9 protein-coding genes and 3 tRNA genes are annotated in these 16,327 nt (G+C 71.1%); 5 read left to right on the top strand and 7 right to left on the bottom strand.

The genetic code is table 11. From position 1 onward, the window contains the following. Positions 1-44: 44 nt before the first annotated feature. Positions 45-719, top strand: coding sequence for a DUF6445 family protein (locus ACZ5NJ_RS06005; protein WP_468763236.1), 675 nt, complete (start codon positions 45-47; stop codon positions 717-719). A gap of 207 nt (positions 720-926) precedes the next feature. Next, positions 927-2,066: an RNA polymerase sigma factor gene (locus ACZ5NJ_RS06000; RefSeq protein WP_468763870.1), complete on the top strand. Its 1,140-nt coding sequence runs from the start codon at positions 927-929 to the stop codon at positions 2,064-2,066. A gap of 80 nt (positions 2,067-2,146) precedes the next feature. On the opposite strand, the gene ACZ5NJ_RS05995 is transcribed toward ACZ5NJ_RS06000, so the two are convergent. From ACZ5NJ_RS05995 to ACZ5NJ_RS05980, 4 genes are all read right to left on the bottom strand, one after another. After that, positions 2,147-4,069, bottom strand: a complete 1,923-nt coding sequence (locus tag ACZ5NJ_RS05995) for an ABC transporter ATP-binding protein (protein WP_468763234.1) — start codon at positions 4,067-4,069, stop codon at positions 2,147-2,149. Then, positions 4,066-5,799 (bottom strand): ABC transporter ATP-binding protein, encoded by a 1,734-nt coding sequence (locus ACZ5NJ_RS05990; RefSeq protein WP_468763232.1) that lies wholly within the window; start codon positions 5,797-5,799, stop codon positions 4,066-4,068. Before ACZ5NJ_RS05990 ends, ACZ5NJ_RS05995 begins: the two co-directional genes overlap by 4 nt. Before the next feature lie 209 nt (positions 5,800-6,008). Further along, complete coding sequence (locus tag ACZ5NJ_RS05985) at positions 6,009-7,445, bottom strand: xylulokinase (protein WP_468763230.1); 1,437 nt, start codon at positions 7,443-7,445, stop codon at positions 6,009-6,011. A gap of 40 nt (positions 7,446-7,485) precedes the next feature. Next, on the bottom strand, positions 7,486-7,785 hold the full coding sequence (locus tag ACZ5NJ_RS05980; RefSeq protein ID WP_468763228.1) for a YtxH domain-containing protein: 300 nt from the start codon (positions 7,783-7,785) through the stop codon (positions 7,486-7,488). Between the two features lie 146 nt (positions 7,786-7,931). Here ACZ5NJ_RS05980 and ACZ5NJ_RS05975 point away from each other — a divergent pair. From ACZ5NJ_RS05975 to ACZ5NJ_RS05965, 3 genes are all read left to right on the top strand, one after another. Continuing rightward, positions 7,932-8,004: transfer RNA gene (locus ACZ5NJ_RS05975), tRNA-Asn, on the top strand. A 5-nt stretch (positions 8,005-8,009) separates the two neighbouring features. Next, positions 8,010-8,082 (top strand) — tRNA-Asn (locus ACZ5NJ_RS05970). Between the two features lie 184 nt (positions 8,083-8,266). Then, positions 8,267-8,340, top strand: a tRNA-Ile gene (locus ACZ5NJ_RS05965). Between the two features lie 115 nt (positions 8,341-8,455). On the opposite strand, the gene ACZ5NJ_RS05960 is transcribed toward ACZ5NJ_RS05965, so the two are convergent. From ACZ5NJ_RS05960 to ACZ5NJ_RS05950, 3 genes are read right to left on the bottom strand one after another with little or no spacing between them, the layout of a single operon-like run. Beyond that, complete coding sequence (locus ACZ5NJ_RS05960; RefSeq protein WP_468763226.1) at positions 8,456-9,424, bottom strand: CHAT domain-containing protein; 969 nt, start codon at positions 9,422-9,424, stop codon at positions 8,456-8,458. Further along, the gene (locus tag ACZ5NJ_RS05955; protein ID WP_468763224.1) at positions 9,414-14,885 is read right to left on the bottom strand and encodes a tetratricopeptide repeat protein; all 5,472 of its coding nucleotides are present in this window, start codon (positions 14,883-14,885) and stop codon (positions 9,414-9,416) included. The genes ACZ5NJ_RS05960 and ACZ5NJ_RS05955 overlap by 11 nt, the downstream gene beginning before the upstream one ends. Then, positions 14,882-16,267 (bottom strand): esterase/lipase family protein, encoded by a 1,386-nt coding sequence (locus ACZ5NJ_RS05950; RefSeq protein ID WP_468763222.1) that lies wholly within the window; start codon positions 16,265-16,267, stop codon positions 14,882-14,884. The genes ACZ5NJ_RS05955 and ACZ5NJ_RS05950 overlap by 4 nt, the downstream gene beginning before the upstream one ends. Between the last annotated feature and the right edge of the window lie 60 nt (positions 16,268-16,327).

Genomic DNA, 16,327 nt, shown 5'->3' with positions numbered 1-16,327 from the left:
CCGCTTTGGGGAGCCTCACAGCTCCCGCAACTAGCGTTCCGCGCATGTCAATCCGACCCTCGAACACCCTGCCCGTGCTGCCCTACCGCAAGCCCACCCGCGGCCGCGACTACTGGGTGCTGGACGACGTCCTGCCCGACGCCGACGCCGTACGGGAACGCTGCCTCGCCAAGGGCGACTGGGTCCAGGGAGCCCCGCACAAGCCCGAGCCCTGGCCCGGCCTGCGCGCCATGCCCGCCCTGGAGCCGGCCGAACTCGCCCGCGTGGAGAAGCTCGTGCGGCAGGCCACGGGGGCGAAGCGGATCTGGGCCGAGGACCCCGCCGGAGCCGGCACCTTCAACCACAACTGCGTCCAGGTCGTCGGCGAGGGGGAGTGCGAGTCCCGCCCGCACACCGACTCCCGCACCCTGTGCCGCTACGCCGCCGTGCTCTACCTCACCCCCGGCATCCCCAAGGACTGCGGCACCAGCTTCTACCGCCAGAGCCTGCCCGGCGGGGTCCTCGGCGGCAACCAGGTCCTCGCCCCGCACAACAACCTCGTCGACGCCCTCGGCACCCGCTTCGTCCCCGAGGACTCCTTCACCGAGGACCTCCGCGTCCCCCACCGCTACAACCGCCTCCTGCTCTACTCCGCCAACCTGATCCACAGCGCCACCGGCTACTGGGGCACCACCCTGGAGGACAAGCGGATGACGGCCGTCTTCTTCTGGATGGCCTGACGGGACTCCCCGCACGGGGCCCGGCACGGGCGGCCCCCGATCGTCTCGGACATGAGTCCGATCCGCATCGGGGTTGCCGCCGGGGGGTAACCATCCGGTCACGCAGCGGGCTCAGAAAGTGCCCGCACGCCCCTCGTGGCGGCGATGTGTCGTACCCCACACTGAGGTGCGGTGCCACCGTCCTCGGAGCCCCTGGAGGTCGCCCCCGTGCAGACCCGGACCCTGACCGTGAACGTGAGCCACCCCGTCGGCAGCCCCTTCCGCGCCGACGACGCCGCTACCGCGGAGGCCGAGGCCGAGGCCGTGGACGAAACCGCAGACGCCGCCGCACGCGACACCGCGGAGCAGCCCGAGGACGACGAACCCGAAGTGCTCGAACTCATCGAGCAGCCGCCCCCGCAGCCCGGCCGCGGACAGGCCGGGCCCGCGGCGGGCGGCCCCTCCGCCGACCTCTTCCGCCAGTACCTGCGCGAGATAGGCAGGATCCCGCTCCTCACCGCCGCCGAGGAGGTCGAACTCGCCCGGCGGGTGGAAGCGGGACTCTTCGCCGAGGAACGGCTCGCCGGCGCCACCGACCTCGACTCCCAGCTCGCCGTCGACCTCGACAAACTCGTCGTCATGGGCCGCATGGCCAAACGCCGGCTCATCGAGTCCAACCTGCGGCTCGTCGTCTCCGTCGCCAAACGCTACGTCGGCCGCGGCCTGACCATGCTCGACCTCGTCCAGGAGGGCAACCTCGGACTGATCCGGGCCGTCGAGAAGTTCGACTACGCTCGCGGCTACAAGTTCTCCACCTACGCCACCTGGTGGATCCGCCAGGCGATGTCACGGGCCCTCGCCGACCAGGCCCGAACCATCCGCGTCCCCGTCCACGTCGTCGAGCTCATCAACCGCGTCGTCCGCGTCCAGCGCCGCATGCTCCAGGAACGCGGCTACGAGCCCACCGCCGAAGAGGTCGCCGTCCACCTGGAACTGACCCCCGAACGGGTCCTGGAGGTGCTGCGCCTCGCCCAGGAACCGGTTTCCCTGCACGCCCCCGTCGGCGAGGAGGAGGATGTCGCCCTCGGCGACCTCATCGAGGACGGCGACGCCGCCTCCCCCATGGAGTCCGCCGCCTTCTTCCTGCTGCGCGAACACCTCGAAGCGGTCCTGTCGACCCTCGGCGAACGCGAACGCAAGGTCGTCCAGCTCCGCTACGGCCTCGCCGACGGCCGCCCGCGCACCCTGGAGGAGATCGGCCGGATCTTCGGCGTCACCAGGGAGCGGATCCGCCAGATCGAGTCCAAGACCCTCGCCAAGCTCCGCGACCACGCCTTCGCCGACCAGCTGCGCGGCTACCTCGACTGACCGGCGCCGCAGGAAGCCGCCCCGCGCACGGGAAGGGGGCGCCCCGAAGGACGCCCCCACCCGCTCGCACGCGGCGCCGGTCAGTCGACCTCGGCGACCGCCTGCGCGAACTGCGCCGCGTACAGCCGCGCGTACGCACCCTCCGCGGCCAGCAGCTCCTCGTGCGTGCCCTGCTCCACGATCGAGCCGTTCTCCATCACCAGGATCACGTCCGCGTCCCGGATCGTGGAGAGCCGGTGCGCGATCACGAAGGACGTACGGCCGTGCGCCAGGCGCGCCATCGCCTTCTGGATCAGCACCTCGGTACGGGTGTCCACCGAGCTCGTCGCCTCGTCGAGGACCAGGATCACCGGGTCCGACAGGAACGCCCGGGCGATGGTGATCAGCTGCTTCTCACCCGCGCTGACGCCCGCGCCCTCGTCGTCGAGCACCGTGTCGTAGCCGTCGGGCAGCGTACGGACGAACCGGTCCGCGTGCGCCGCCCGCGCGGCCTCCTCGATCTCGGCGCGCGTGACCTCGCGCGAGGCGCCGTACGCGATGTTCTCCGCGATGGTCCCGCCGAACAGCCAGGTGTCCTGGAGGACCATGCCGATCCCGGAGCGCAGCTCCTCGCGGGTCATCTTCGCGATGTCCACCCCGTCGAGGGCGATCTCGCCGCCGGTGACCTCGTAGAACCGCATCAGCAGGTTGACCAGCGTGGTCTTGCCGGCGCCCGTCGGGCCGACGATCGCGACCGTCTGGCCCGGCTCCACCCGCAGCGACAGGTTCTCGATCAGCGGCTTGTCCGGCTCGTAGCGGAAGGCCACCTTGTCCAGGACGACCTGCCCGCGCAGCTCCTGCGGACGCTCCGGGACCTCCGCGTCCGGCTCCTGCTCCGGAGCGTCCATCAGCTCGTACACCCGCTCCGCCGAGGCGACACCGGACTGCACCAGGTTCGCCATCGAGGCCACCTGCGTCAGCGGCATCGAGAACTGGCGCGAGTACTGGATGAAGGCCTGCACGTCACCGATCGACAGGGTGCCCGAGGCCACCCGCAGACCGCCGACGACCGCCACCAGCACGTAGTTGATGTTCGAGACGAAGAACATCACCGGCTGCATGATGCCGCTGACCAGCTGCGCCTTGAACGAGGCCCGGTACAGCTCCTCGTTCTGCTCGGCGAAGACCTCCGCCGACTCCTTCTGCCGCCCGAAGACCTTCACCAGCGCGTGGCCGGAGTACATCTCCTCGATGTGGGCGTTCAGCGCACCCGTGGTCTTCCACTGCGCCACGAACTGCGGCTGCGACTTCTTGCCGATCTTCGCCGCGACCACCATGGCGAGCGGCACCGTCGCCAGCGCGACCAGCGCCAGCAGCGGCGAGATCCAGAACATCATCGCCAGCACGCCGACGATCGTCAGCAGCGAGTTCATCAGCTGACCCAGCGTCTGCTGGAGCGTCTGCCCGATGTTGTCGATGTCGTTCGTCGCCCGGCTCAGCACCTCGCCGCGCTTCTGCTGGTCGAAGTACGACAGCGGCAGCCGCGACAGCTTCGCCTGGAGCTCCTCGCGCATCCGGAACACCATGCCGTTCTGCACGAGGTTCGACAGCCTCGTCGCGACCAGCATCAGCAGCGCCGCCATCACGAATACCGCCAGCGCCCACAGCGCCACCACCCCGACGGCACCGAAGTCGATGCCCTCGCCCGGCGTGAAGTCGCTGCTCGCCAGCATGTCCGCCATGCCGCCGTGCCCCTGGGACCGCAGCCCCTCCAGCGCCTGCTCCTTGGTCAGGCCCTCCGGCATCTCCCGGCCCACGATGCCCGCGAACACCAGGTCCGTGGCCTCGCCGAGGATCTTCGGCCCGACCACCGAACAGCCGACGCTGCCGACGACGGCCGCGACCATGCCCCACAGCTTCGCCTTGTCCCGCGCCAGCTGGCCCAGCAGCCGTTTGCCCGACCCCTTGAAGTCCATGGACCTCTGGGGCGAGCCCATCATCATGCGTCCTCCGGGCCCGCTCATGCGGCCTCCGCCTCCGTCAGCTGGGAGAGCACGATCTCCCGGTAGGTCTCGTTGCCGGCCATCAGCTCGTGGTGGCGGCCCTCGCCGACCACCTGGCCCTCGTCGAGGACGATGATCCGGTCGGCGTCGCGGATCGTGGAGACCCGCTGGGCGACGATGACGACCGTCGCCTCCTCCGTCTCACGCGCCAGCGCCGCGCGCAGCGCCGCGTCCGTCGCGTAGTCCAGGGCGGAGAAGGAGTCGTCGAACAGGTAGATCTCCGGACGCTGCACGAGCGTGCGGGCGATCGCCAGACGCTGGCGCTGGCCACCGGAGACGTTCGTGCCGCCCTGGGTGATGGGCGCCTCCAGGCCGCCCTCCAGCGCGGAGACGAAGTCCTTGGCCTGGGCCACCTCCAGCGCCTGCCACAGCTCTTCGTCCGTGGCGTCCGGACGCCCGTAGCGCAGGTTCGAGGCCACGGTCCCGGAGAACAGGTACGGCTTCTGCGGGACCATGCCGACCGTCCGGGCCAGCAGCTGCGGGTCCAGCCGGCGCACGTCCTCGCCGTCGACGAGGACCTCGCCGCCGGTCGCGTCGAACAGCCGGGGCACCAGGCCCAGCAGCGTGGACTTCCCGCTGCCGGTGGAGCCGATCACCGCCGTGGTCTCGCCGGGACGGGCCACCAGGTCCACCCCGCGCAGCACCGGCGCCTCGGCGCCCGGATAGCGGAAGTCCGCGCCGCGCAGCTCCAGCCGCCCCCGCACGGACAGCGTGCGCACCGGGTCCGCCGGCGGGACCACGCTGGACTCGGTGTCCAGGACCTCCTGGATGCGCTCCGCGCAGACCTCGGCGCGCGGCACCATCATGAACATGAAGGTGGCCATCATCACGGCCATCACGATTTGCATCAGGTACGCGAGGAAGGCCGTCAGCTGGCCGATTTCCATCTCGCGGCCGTCCACGCGCATCGCGCCGAACCAGATGACGGCGACGCTGGAGATGTTCACGACCAGGATGACCACGGGGAACATCAGCGCGAGCAGCCGGCCCGAGGCCAGCGAAACCCCGGTCAGCTCGGTGTTGGCCCCGCGGAAGCGCTCCTCCTCGTAGTCGTCGCGGACGAACGCGCGGATCACGCGGTTGCCGGTGATCTGCTCGCGCAGCACCCGGTTGACCACGTCCAGGCGCTGCTGCATCCGGCGGAACAGCGGACGCGTCTTCCAGACGATCGCACCGACCGAGACGCCCAGCACCGGGACCACGGCGAGCAGGACGCCCGACAGCTTCACGTCCAGGGAGAGCGCCATGGCGATGCCGCCGATGCACATGATCGGCGCCGAGACCATCAGCGTGAAGGTCAGCAGCGCCAGCATCTGCACCTGCTGGACGTCGTTGGTCGTACGGGTGATCAGCGACGGCGCGCCGAACTGCCCCAGCTCGCGGGCGGAGAAGCTCTGCACCCGGTCGAAGACGGCGGCGCGCAGGTCCCGGCCCAGCGCGGCGGCGGTCCGCGCGCCGAAGTAGACGGCCCCGACGTTGCAGACGAGCTGGACGAGGGAGACACCGAGCATCAGCGCGCCGAAGCGCAGGATGTAGCCCGTGTCCCCGTTGACGACACCCTTGTCGATGATGTCGGCGTTGAGCGTGGGCAGGTAGAGGCTCGCACTGGTCTGCAGCAGTTGCAGCAGCACCAGTGCGGCGATGGGTTTCCGGTGCGGACGCAGGTACGTCCGCAGAAGTCGTATGAGCACGCGCAGGCTCCGGTAGCAAAGATCGAGGGGGTTCACTCCATCTTGTGCCAAGCGGCGGCCCGATCCCTACCGCTTTTCCCAAAGCCGGGTCAAAAGGAGGAGGCCTCTTCCTGCCAAGGTCCCCTTGCTGCCAGCATTCGCGGCCGCAAGGGGTTGCGCACGGGTGCGCGCCCTGTCCTCGCCCTGTCCTCGCGCCCTGTCCCCGCGCCTCAGAAGGCGCCCGGGTGCAGCTGCTCCCGGGTGGTGACGTACTGCTGGCGCACCGCCTGCCAGGCCGCGAAGTCCTCGCCCGGCTCGAAGACCTGCGCGGCCGGCGCCGGCCACAGCGGGGGCGTGTGCGGGGCCGGCGTGCCCTGCTGCACACCCAGCGCCCACGCCGCCTGCCGGGCCGCGCCCAGCGCCGCGTAGTCCGCCGGAGCGGGGACGACGATCTGCGTCCCGAACAGCCCCGGCGCGGCGGCCTGTACGGCGGGCAGCTCGGCCACGGCGCCCAGCAGGAACACCCGCCGGATCCCCACGCCGCGGTGGCGCAGCACGTCGAGGGCGTCCACCAGGCCGCACAGCATCCCCTCGAACGCGGCCCGCGCCAGGTGCTCCGGCTTCATCGAGTCCCGGCGCAGCCCCGACAGGGTGCCGGCGCTGTGCGGCAGGTGCGGGGTGCGCTCTCCCTCCAGGTACGGCAGGAGGACGAGTCCGTGCGCACCGGGCGTCGACTTCAGCGCGAGCGCGCTCAGCCCCTCCAGGTCGGTGCCCAGCATGTCGGCGGTGCCGCGCAGGGTCCGTACGGCGTTGGAGGTGTTCACCACCGGCAGGTGCATGCCGCCGGCGTCGGCGAGGGAGGTCACCAGGCCGCCCGGCTCCACCAGGGCCTCGTGGTGCACGGCCATCACCGAACCGGTGGCCCCCAGCGAGACCACCGCGTCCCCGGGGCCCAGGCCCAGCCCGAGCACGGCGGCCGTGGTCTCCCCGGTCCCGGCGGAGATCAACAGCCCCTCCGGGGTCATCCCGGCGGCGTCGCACGGGCCGAGCACCTCGGGCAGCAGCGCCCGGTGCCCGAGCGCCAGCTCGACGAGGTCCGGGCGGTACGAGCCGGTGGCCGCCGACCAGTACCCGGTCCCGGAGGCGTCGGCCCGGTCGGTGGTGCGGCGGGCGGGGCGGCCCAGCAGCTGCCAGACCAGCCAGTCGTGCGGGGACATCAGCACCGCCACCCGGCGCGCGGCCTCGGGGTCGGTACGGGCCAGCCAGGCGAGCTTCACGATCGGCTGCGCGGGGTGCGGGACCGAGCCCACGGCCGCGGTCCAGGCGGCCTTGCCGCCGAGGGCCTCGACCAGGTCCGCCGCGGCGACCTGCCCGCGCTTGTCGTTGCCGACCAGGGCGGGCCCGACCAGCCCGCCCTGCGCGTCGAGTGCCAGCAGACCGCGCCGCGCGGAGACGCCGATGGCCTGGACGCCCTCCAGCAGCCCGCCGCCCGCGGCCTCGCCGAGGGAGAGCAGCCAGGCCTGCGGGTCGGTCTCGCCCGGCACCGGCTCGGCCGCCGGCTGCGGATGGGGTGCGTAGCCCTGGCGCAGCACGGCGCCCGTGTCCGTGTCACAGACGACGATGCGAGTGAAGGTGGAAGAGCTGTCCAGCCCGGCGACTATCCCCATGCGGAGAATTCTGCCCCACGGGACGGCCCTTCCAGGAGGGTCAGGTGTTGCTGGTCCCCCACTCGTCCTCGTACCCCTGCCCGCGCTCGCGCAGCCCGGGCACCCGCCGGACCACGGAAGCCGGGAGCACGTCGCCGACCTTGTCGCCGACGGCGGTGAACGCCTTGCCCGCGAACGCCCGCCCGTTCTGCCCCGCCGTCTCCGCGGCGTTGCGCACCACCGGGTTCTGCGCGACCCGCCGCGCGGACTTCTTCATCTCCTCGTACCGCTCGCGTCCCGCGGCCGTTCCCACCACGTACCCGAGGGCCACTCCGGCGAGGAACGTGACCTTGTACCGCATGCCTGCCACCCTTCGTCGTGTCGGTGCCCGGCCGGCTGGCGATACCGATTGGCGGAGCACCCCCCTGCTTGCGCTAATCTATGACTCGCAACGGGCACTCGCCCCCCGGCAAGGCCGGAGGTGGGCTGTTCGTGGCACCGCAGCAATCCCCTGTAGCTCAATTGGCAGAGCAGCCGGCTGTTAACCGGCAGGTTACTGGTTCGAGTCCAGTCGGGGGAGCGCGGTCCCCTGTAGCTCAATTGGCAGAGCAGCCGGCTGTTAACCGGCAGGTTACTGGTTCGAGTCCAGTCGGGGGAGCAGGAAGGGAAGAGGACCCGGGTGGGTCCTCTTTCTTTTTGTCCCGATCCGGGAACCGGGCAGGGCGCAGCGCGGTCTCACTGAACATGCGAAGCCGATCATGCGAGGCATCCGAAGCAGGAGATCGTATGAGCGGCTATGCTGCGGCAGACGGCGCGCACACATGTACGCGCCACGCCGTGAAGGGGCGGTAGCTCAGCCGGTTAGAGCAGCGGACTCATAATCCGTCGGCCGTGGGTTCGAGTCCCACCCGCCCCACTGCAAGCCGCAGGTGAAGAATCGTTTTCACCTGTGGCTTGGTGTTTCAGGCTGGCGGTGCCAGCGGTGCACGGGTGGGGCTTGTGGGGCTCGTCACAGTGGTTCTACGGGCCGTTCAGAAGACCTGAGCCGTTTCCTCGCCGTGCAGGGCCAAGGGCGGGCAGTCCGGCTCGGGGCCGGCCAGTGCGGCTTCCCCGTCCTTGCCGCTCTCCCCTACAGGCCGCCGGGCGGCCAGCGACCGGTAGAGCCGGCCCGTGAACGTCTGGGCCTGCCGATCGCTCAGGGCCCCGGGCCAGCTGATCACGGTCCTCACCGTCCGCGCGATCTCGGCGGCCAACGCGGTGGAACCGCAGAAGTTCAGCACGGCGAGACGGGGCGGGAAGCGCACCCGTGCGACCTGCGCGCAGAAGTCCTCGTGGGCGATGCAGAGGCCACCGCCCTCCTGCGTGAGGTGGATCCCGCCGAAGGAGCTGTGCGCGGCGATGTGCAGGACGGCGGGGGTGTGCTCGTCCAGGGCCGGGCAGATGTCGGCGAGCCCGACCGACGCCATCTCGTTCACCCGGACGTAGCTCCCGGCGAGAGCGTCCCGGATGGCCGCGGCCTCGGGACCGAAGCTGTTGCGTCCGGGGCGTGGATCGCCGGAGACGAAGAGGACCGCCCGGGTGGTGCCGACCGGGACGATCATGTTCGCCGAGTGCTGGGGGGACGGGGTGTGGGCGTACGAGAGGGAGTTCTCGGAGGACAGGGCTGGTAAGGACGCCTGCCAGGTCGCCTCGAATGACGTGTCCGGCAGGTCCGGGAACAGGCGACCGCCGGTCGGGGGCGGTGGTGGGGGCCGCAGCAGTGGCTTGTCCGTGGACTCCCGCAGGCGGTGCAGCAGCTCCTCCTGGGGGATGGCGAGGGCCTGGGTGATGTCCTGCCAGCCCACCCCCTCGGCGCGGAACCGCTCCGCGGCTTTGAGTGCCGTGTCGAGGGCGTCCTGAGTGGCCCTGTAACCGGATGCCGAGCGGTAGAGCCGGCCCGCGTGGCCGAGGTACGTGATCTCGTCGACTGTCAGCCTGCGTCGGGACTCCTCAGCTGGCATCGGGGTCAGATTCGCCGTGCGACGTGAGGAGGGCGGCCAGCTCCAGGAGCGCTGCGGCCTGCTCCGGCCGGTGCCGCGCCAGCCGGCGCAGCCGCGCGGCACCAGCGCCGCGTTGGACTTCGGAGGCCCCGGCGGCGGCTTCCGCGATGAGTTCGGTGGGGGAGGGCGTTCCCTCCGCTGTGGCGTCGAACAGCGTGTCCACGGCCAGGAGGTATGGAGCGGCGAAGGGCATGCGCCTGAGGGCGGGGGCTGCCAGGAACAGGGGGCGAAGCAGCTCTGGGAGGCCCGTTTCGACGAAGGCCATCGCCGTGTCGTTCGCGGTCGTGGGGTCGGTGACGGCGTCGTAGACGTCCGGGACCGAGAGGTGGTCGGCGAGCTGGAGGATGGCCAGGTGCTGGCCCGACGACGGGTCGTGGTCTTGCGATGCCAGCAGCTCACGCACCAGGGGGTCGTCGGCCAGCTGGGGATGGCGGTCCAGGAACTCCAGGTCGTCCGGCCAGGTGGGGGTGGAGAGCCAGGCACTCACCAGGTCGGCCCTGGCGTGGATGTCGCCGAGATCCTCCAACACCGCGTCGAGGTCCCGCTCGGCCGCTGCGTCGAGCACGTCCGTCAGATCACCGAAGCGCGTGATCTCCGGGTACAGGACGCGTGCGAGGTCGAGCTCTCGCCGTCCTTCAGGCTGTGTGAGCAGAGCGTGGTTCTGCCGGATGAAGGCCTTCTGCTCGGTCCAGTCGGCTGCGGCGAGCCAGCCACCGAGCCGTACGAGGGTCTCTGGTGACAGCTCATCCACTACCCAGGCCGGGAAGCCCGTAGGGGCGTGGTCCGGCGAGTGCCGCTGGAGCAGGTCTCGGCCCAGTACGCCGGCGAGGCCCCGGACGGCGCGGCGGGAGCGTCCGGTCCACCGCGGATCGGTGGTTTCGTTCGCCCATCGCGCGGCCGCGAGCAGGTCTGCCACGGCACCGGCGTGGTCGTCGTGGGAATGGCGCCACTGCGCACGGGAGACGAGAAGTTCGGCTCGGGGACCGGAGGGGAGTTCCGCGACAGCCAGGTCGGAGATGCGCAATGCCTCGCCAAGGCGTCGTTGCTCCTGTAGCTGGTCGGAGAGGTTGTTGAGGGCGGAGGCCAGGTCGAGGAGGAAGGCTGCGGGGTTGTTCCGGGCGAGGGTGCGGCGGATCCGGACGGCTTCGGTGATGGAGGTCAGGGCCGAGTGGTGGTCGTCGTTCTCGCTCTGCTGGACGGAGAGGTTGTTGAGGGCGGAGGCGAGGTTGGGGAGGAAGGCCGAGGGGTTGTTCTGCGCGAGTGTGCGGTAGAGGTCGGTCGCTTCGGTGACGGAGGCCAGGGCGGCGTCGTGGTCTCCGCTCTGGCTGTGCAGGCTGGAGAGGTTGTTGAGGGAGGAGGCGAGGTCGGGGAGGAAGGCCGCCGGGTTGTTCTGGGCGAGGGTGCGGCGGATCTTGAGGGCTTGGGTGATGGAGGTCAGGGCCGAGTGGCGGTCTCCGTTCTCGCTCTGCTGGACGGAGAGGTTGTTGAGGGCGGAGGCGAGGTTGGGGAGGAAGGCCGCCGGGTTGTCCCGGGCGAGGGTGCGGTAGAGGTCGGTCGCTTCGGTGATGGAGGCCAGGGCGGGAACGCGGTCTCCGTTCTCGCTCTGCCGGATGGAGAGGTTGTTGAGGGAGGAGGCGAGGTCGGGAAGGAAGGCCGCGGAGTTGGTTCCGGCGAGGGTGCGGCGGATCCGGACGGCTTCGGTGATGGAGGTCAGGGCCGAGTGGTGGTCTCCGTTCTCGCTCTGCTGGACGGAGAGGTTGTTGAGGGCTGAGGCGAGGTTGGGGAGGAAGACCGCGGGACTGTCCCGGGCGAGTGTGCGGTAGAGGTCGGTGGCTTCGGTGATGGAGGCCAGGGCGGCGTGGCGGTCGCCGTTCTCGCTCTGCTGGATGGAGAGGTTGTTGAGGGCTGAGGCGAGGTTGGGGAGGAAGACCGCGGGATTGTCCTGGGCGAGGGTACGGCGGATCTTGACCGCTTCGGTGATGGAGGCCAGGGCCGAGTGGCGGTCGCCGTTCTCGCTCTGCCGGTTGGAGAGGTTGCTGAGGGACATGGCGAGGTCGGGGAGGAAGGCTGCGGGGTTGTTCTGGGCGAGTGTGCGGTAGAGGTCGGTGGCTTCGGTGATGGAGGCCAGGGCGGGAGCGCGGTCTCCCTTCTGGCTCTGCCGGTTGGAGAGGTTGTTGAGGGACATGGCGAGGTCGGGGAGGAAGGCTGCGGGGTTGTTCTGGGCGAGGGTGCGGTAGAGGCCGGCGGCTTCGGTGATGGAGGCCAGGGCGGCGTCGTGGTCTCCGCTCTGGCTTTGCTGGACGGAGAGGTTGTTGAGGCATCCGGCGAGGTCGGGGAGGAAGGCTGCAGGGTTGTTCTGGGCGAGGGTGCGGTAGAGGTCGGTGGCTTCGGTGATGGAGGCCAGGGCGGCGTCGTGGTCTCCGCTCTGGCTGTGCCGGTTGGACAGGTTGTTGAGGGCGGAGGCGAGGTTGGGGAGGAAGGCTGCGGGGTTGTTCTGGGCGAGGGTGCGGTAGAGGTCGGCGGCTTCGATCACCGAGGTCAGGGCGGCGTCGTGGTCTCCGGTGTCGCTCTGCTGGATGGAGAGGTTGTTGAGGGCGGAGGCGAGGTTGGGGAGGAAGGCCGCGGGGTGGTTCCGGGCGAGGCTGCGGTAGAGGTCGGCGGCTTCGGTGATCGAGGCCAGGGCCGAGTGACGGTCCCCGTTCTCGCTCTGCTGGACGGAGAGGTTGTTCAGGGAGGAGGCGAGGTCGGGGAGGAGGGCCGCGGGGTTGTTCTGGGCGAGGATGCGGCGGATCTTGACGGCTTCGGTGATGGAGGTCAGGGCGGTATTGCGGTCTCCGGTGTTGCCCTGCTGGACGGAGAGGTTGTTGAGGGCGGAGGCGAGGTTGGGGAGGAAGGCCGCGGGGTTGTTCTGGGCGAGGCTGCGGTAGAGGTCGGTGGCTTCGGTGATCGAGGTCAGGGCGGGAATGAGCTCGCCGTTCTCGCTCTGCCGGTTGGAGAGGTTGTTGAGGGACATGGCGAGGTCGGGGAGGAAGGCCGCCGGGTTGTTCTGGGCGAGGGCGCGGCGGATTTCGACGGCTTCGGTAATGGAGGTCAGGGCGGTGTTTCGGTCTCCGTTCTCGCTCTGCTGGACGGAGAGGTTGTTCAGGGATGAGGCGAGGTTGGGGAGGAAGGCTGCGGGGTCTTTCCGGGCCAGGGCGCGGTAGAGGCCGGTGGCCTCGGTGATGGAGGTCAGGGCCGAGTGGCGGTCTCCGTTCTCGCTCTGCCGGACCGAGAGGTTGTTGAGCCAGGCGGCGCGGGCTGCCCGTGCCTCCTCGGACGTGTCGCCGGCATCGGCCGGCTTGGAGCGTTCGGTGGCGATCAGGGCGAGGCCGCGGAGGGTGCTGTGGCCCGTCGGAACCGTGGTGGCCAGTTCGGCCAGTGGCAGTGGCGTTCCGTCGGCCTCGGCGAGCTGTTCCAGAGCCTGGACGAAGACGCCTCCCTGTGCGGCGGCCACCGCCAGGGCCGGCTGCCACAGATCGGGCACCGTGTTCAGGGCGGTGCGGGCGATGTCCGCGGCCGGGGATGCAGTGCCCCCTCCGGGGAAGCGCGAGACGCTGATGCAGGCGTTCAGCCGCTCGTCGTCGTCCGCCGCGGTCAGGCAGTCCCGGAGCAGGGCCTGATCGCTGCCGAACACGCCGGTCGCCAGATGGGAACCGAGCGGGTCCGGTCGTACGGACAGGGTTCCGTCCTCGGGAGCGACGGGCAGCAGGTCGGCGAAGAGGGCCGCGACCTCGTCACGCCACCGCGCCTCACCGGCCAGCTCCTTGACGGCCTTGAGGCTGTGGTCCAGTCGCTCCTCCCGCGGGGCCAGGAGGCTGAGGCAGGCTCCCGCCTCGCGCAGCATCCCCTTCGTCCGCTTCGAGGCGTTGCCGATCCGCGACCGGTACGTGCGTACCCAGTAGCCCAGCTCGTGGTCGAGGATCCTCTCGTACAGCTTCTCCTCCGACTCGGGGGTCGCGCCGGTCCCGCCGGGTTGGACGGCGAGCCAGGCGAGCATCACCAGGTCCAGGGTGGTCCACCTGCCCGAGCGGGGGTCCGGGGGCGGCTGGTGGCCCATGCCGGAGGAGGGCGAGCCGCCGAAGGAACGCAGTGCTTCCCTGTAGACGGCCGGGTGGCGGGGGTGACGGGCCGCGAGGGCGCTGTCGTGGAGGATGTACGGATGGCCGTCCTCCCTGAGGGCCACGGAGACCTCCTCCTCCCACCAGCCGCTGACGGTCCGCGCGGTCAGCAGCAGGCAGGTGGGCGCCTCGCGGTCGCGCAGCGTGCGCAGCACGTTGATGACGTCGGCGGACTTGCGGTCCTCTACGTAGTCGACGACCACCAGCAGCGGAGAGGCGACCTCGCTCAGCCAGGCCCGGTCCCGAGGGTCCGGATCGCGGACGAGGAATCCGCTGTACCAGCCCGAATCGGACAGCTGGCGGGCGAGTTCCGCCGCCAGGCGCGTCTTCCCCGATCCTCCGACACCGTGCAGCAGGGCGATCCTGGTGCGCGGCCCGAGGGGGTCCGGAGCCTGGAACCAGTCTCGGAGGAAGTCGAGCTCGTCCCGGGGGTGGAAGCGGATGGTGTCGTGGCGGGCCCACAGGAGTTTGAGCGGTCCGCTGTCGTCGTCCTGCCGCACCGGCAGGTAGGGGGGTGTGAGGACGTCCGTGGTCGGCCGGTAGGGCAGGGGGTGCGGCTCCGCGTGTGCGTAGCCCAGCCCGACGTCGATCGTCGCCCTCCAGCGGTCGGCGGCGGTTTCCCGCAGCAGGGCCGCCCCGTGTTCGAGTGACCGGGCCCAGGACTGCTGTTGCCGCCGCCGTGGCTCGACTGCGTCGGAGCGGGAGGCGACGCCCGTGACGTCGATGGCGAGGAACGAGCCGGGGGAGTCCTCGTCGTCCGCGAGCCGGTCCGTGAAATCCGGTGGCAGCGTCGTCCAGTCGGGGTCCTGCTCGTCGGGCCGATAGTCGCGGTGGGCGCGGTTGGACCAGTTGCCGTCGAGCCAGACGGCCACCAGCGCGTGTGCCGGATCGCCGGGCCGGGCGCCGGCCAGGACGATGAGCAGCGGGTGGAGTCCGGCGTCCAGACAGGCTCCGGCGAAGGCGAGCGCGAGATCCAGGCAGGTGCCGTGCCGTGGGCGGCTGAGCACCTGGTCCGGTGGCCGGATGGTCTGGCGGCCGGGGTCGCTGCTGGTCGGCTCGTCGGCGTATTGGATACGGAGGGCGGTGAAGGCCTCGTACAGGGCACGGGCGCGTGCGACGGGCGGGCCGACGCCGGGGCCGGGCATGCTCGTGCCGAGCAGGTCAGCCGACGTGCCGCGGGTGCTGTCGCCGCGGCGTTGGCGCTGGACGTACTCGATCAGAGCCTTGGGATCGCTGCTCGCCCACCGGCGCCAGGGTGTGCTCACGCGTCCACGTCCGTCCCGGTGTCGACCACGCCCAGGACGTCACCGGCCGAGAGCCGGTCCACGACCGGTACGCGGGTGGCTTCGACCTCCACGGTGTAGGCGCCGGCATCCAGGGGGGCGAGGTCCGCGCGCCACCGGCCGTCGCCGACCTCCGTGCAGGGGAGCCACCCCGGGCCGCCTTCCCGGCGGCCGTCCCGGGGACGGGCCCGCACCACGACCCTGGTCCGTTCGTCGGCCTGCGCGCCGAGCAGCGTCACACCGATCGGCACGGGTTCGCCCGTCCCGACGGTCTCCTCCAGGTCGAGCCCGAGCCAGGGCCCGTCGGGGGCGTCGCCCCGGACCGCGTCGAGCGGCTCGGCGGCGTACTCGGCCAGGACGTCGACGACCACCGACGACGAGGCGAGCACCATGTGGCGCTCCGGTACGGCCCGCCGGGCCCGGATGTCGCGCTGCTCCACGGGGACGGCCGAGATCGCCGGGACCGTGCCGTCACCGTGCCACTCCGGGTTGGGCAGCCAGTGTGCCGGGTCCTTCGTCACGGTCAGGCCGGAGGGGGAGGCGAGGAGGGCCTGCTGGAAGGTGGCGTGGCCGCGGCCGAACACCGCCGTCACCTCGGGGCCGCCGGCCTCGTCGTGCAGCTCCGTCCAGGCCGTCTCGATGTCCTGGTGCATGTCGAACGCGAGCTTCGCCCGGATGCCGAAGGACGCGTCCCCCGCAGCTCCGGGGTTCAGCTCGTGCGGCCTGAGCGGGGTGTCGTCGTCCGGACCCGCCACCATCGGGTAGCGCGGCAGGAGCTCGTACGCCGACGGCCACTGGCGCAGCACCCTGGTGAGGCCGGTCAGCCGCTTGCCGCCCACGATCAGTCCGTTCCCCAGGACCTCCAGTGCCTTGGGGGCTCCCCTGTGTGGGGTGCCGAGGGTGATCAGCGCCTCGCAGTGGGCGGCGCCGCCGAGCGGGCCCGCCCAGTAGCGGGCGACCAGACCGCCCATGGAGTGCGCCACCACGATCACGCGTCGGCGACGCGCACCGCTGTGCTCACCTTCCAGGCGGGCGGCGACGTCGGCGGCGAGGCGCTCGGCCGCGTGCTGGACACTCTGCCTGAAGTCGTACGGGAAGAGGACGAGGTCAGCCCGGGTGTCGGGCGGGTTCCCGGGTCGGGAGACGTCGACCCGTACGTCGTCGAAGTGATTGCAGATCTTGCGGACCAGGCGGTCGTAGCCGGGGACGACGAACGGCCCCAGCAGGGTGATGTCCGATAACAGTCCGACGGGGACGAGTTCGGGGTGCCGGTCCAGTCCCAGCCGGCCCGGCCGGGTGGCCGCGGCGATGAACCGCCGCCGGTGCTCGTCCCAGCGCGCCGCGCCCTCGGGGGTCTGCAACATGCTGCCGCCGATGCCCGGAACCACAACGACCAGATGCTTGAGCCGCGCCATCGCGCCCCC

The organism is Streptomyces sp. NPDC032091 (assembly GCF_055580265.1).
Note: the sequence above shows the minus strand (reverse complement) of the source record. Positions and strands in the feature narration are given on the sequence as shown.

Excerpts from the sequence above, each read along its gene's own strand:
- ACZ5NJ_RS06005 (WP_468763236.1), top strand. The coding sequence starts at position 45 with ATGTCAATCCGACCCTCGAACACCCTGCCCGTGCTGCCCTACCGCAAG.
- ACZ5NJ_RS05995 (WP_468763234.1), bottom strand. The coding sequence starts at position 4,069 with ATGAGCGGGCCCGGAGGACGCATGATGATGGGCTCGCCCCAGAGGTCC.
- ACZ5NJ_RS05985 (WP_468763230.1), bottom strand. The coding sequence starts at position 7,445 with ATGGGGATAGTCGCCGGGCTGGACAGCTCTTCCACCTTCACTCGCATC.
- ACZ5NJ_RS05980 (WP_468763228.1), bottom strand. The coding sequence starts at position 7,785 with ATGCGGTACAAGGTCACGTTCCTCGCCGGAGTGGCCCTCGGGTACGTG.
- ACZ5NJ_RS05960 (WP_468763226.1), bottom strand. The coding sequence starts at position 9,424 with ATGCCAGCTGAGGAGTCCCGACGCAGGCTGACAGTCGACGAGATCACG.
- ACZ5NJ_RS05950 (WP_468763222.1), bottom strand. The coding sequence starts at position 16,267 with ATGTTGCAGACCCCCGAGGGCGCGGCGCGCTGGGACGAGCACCGGCGG.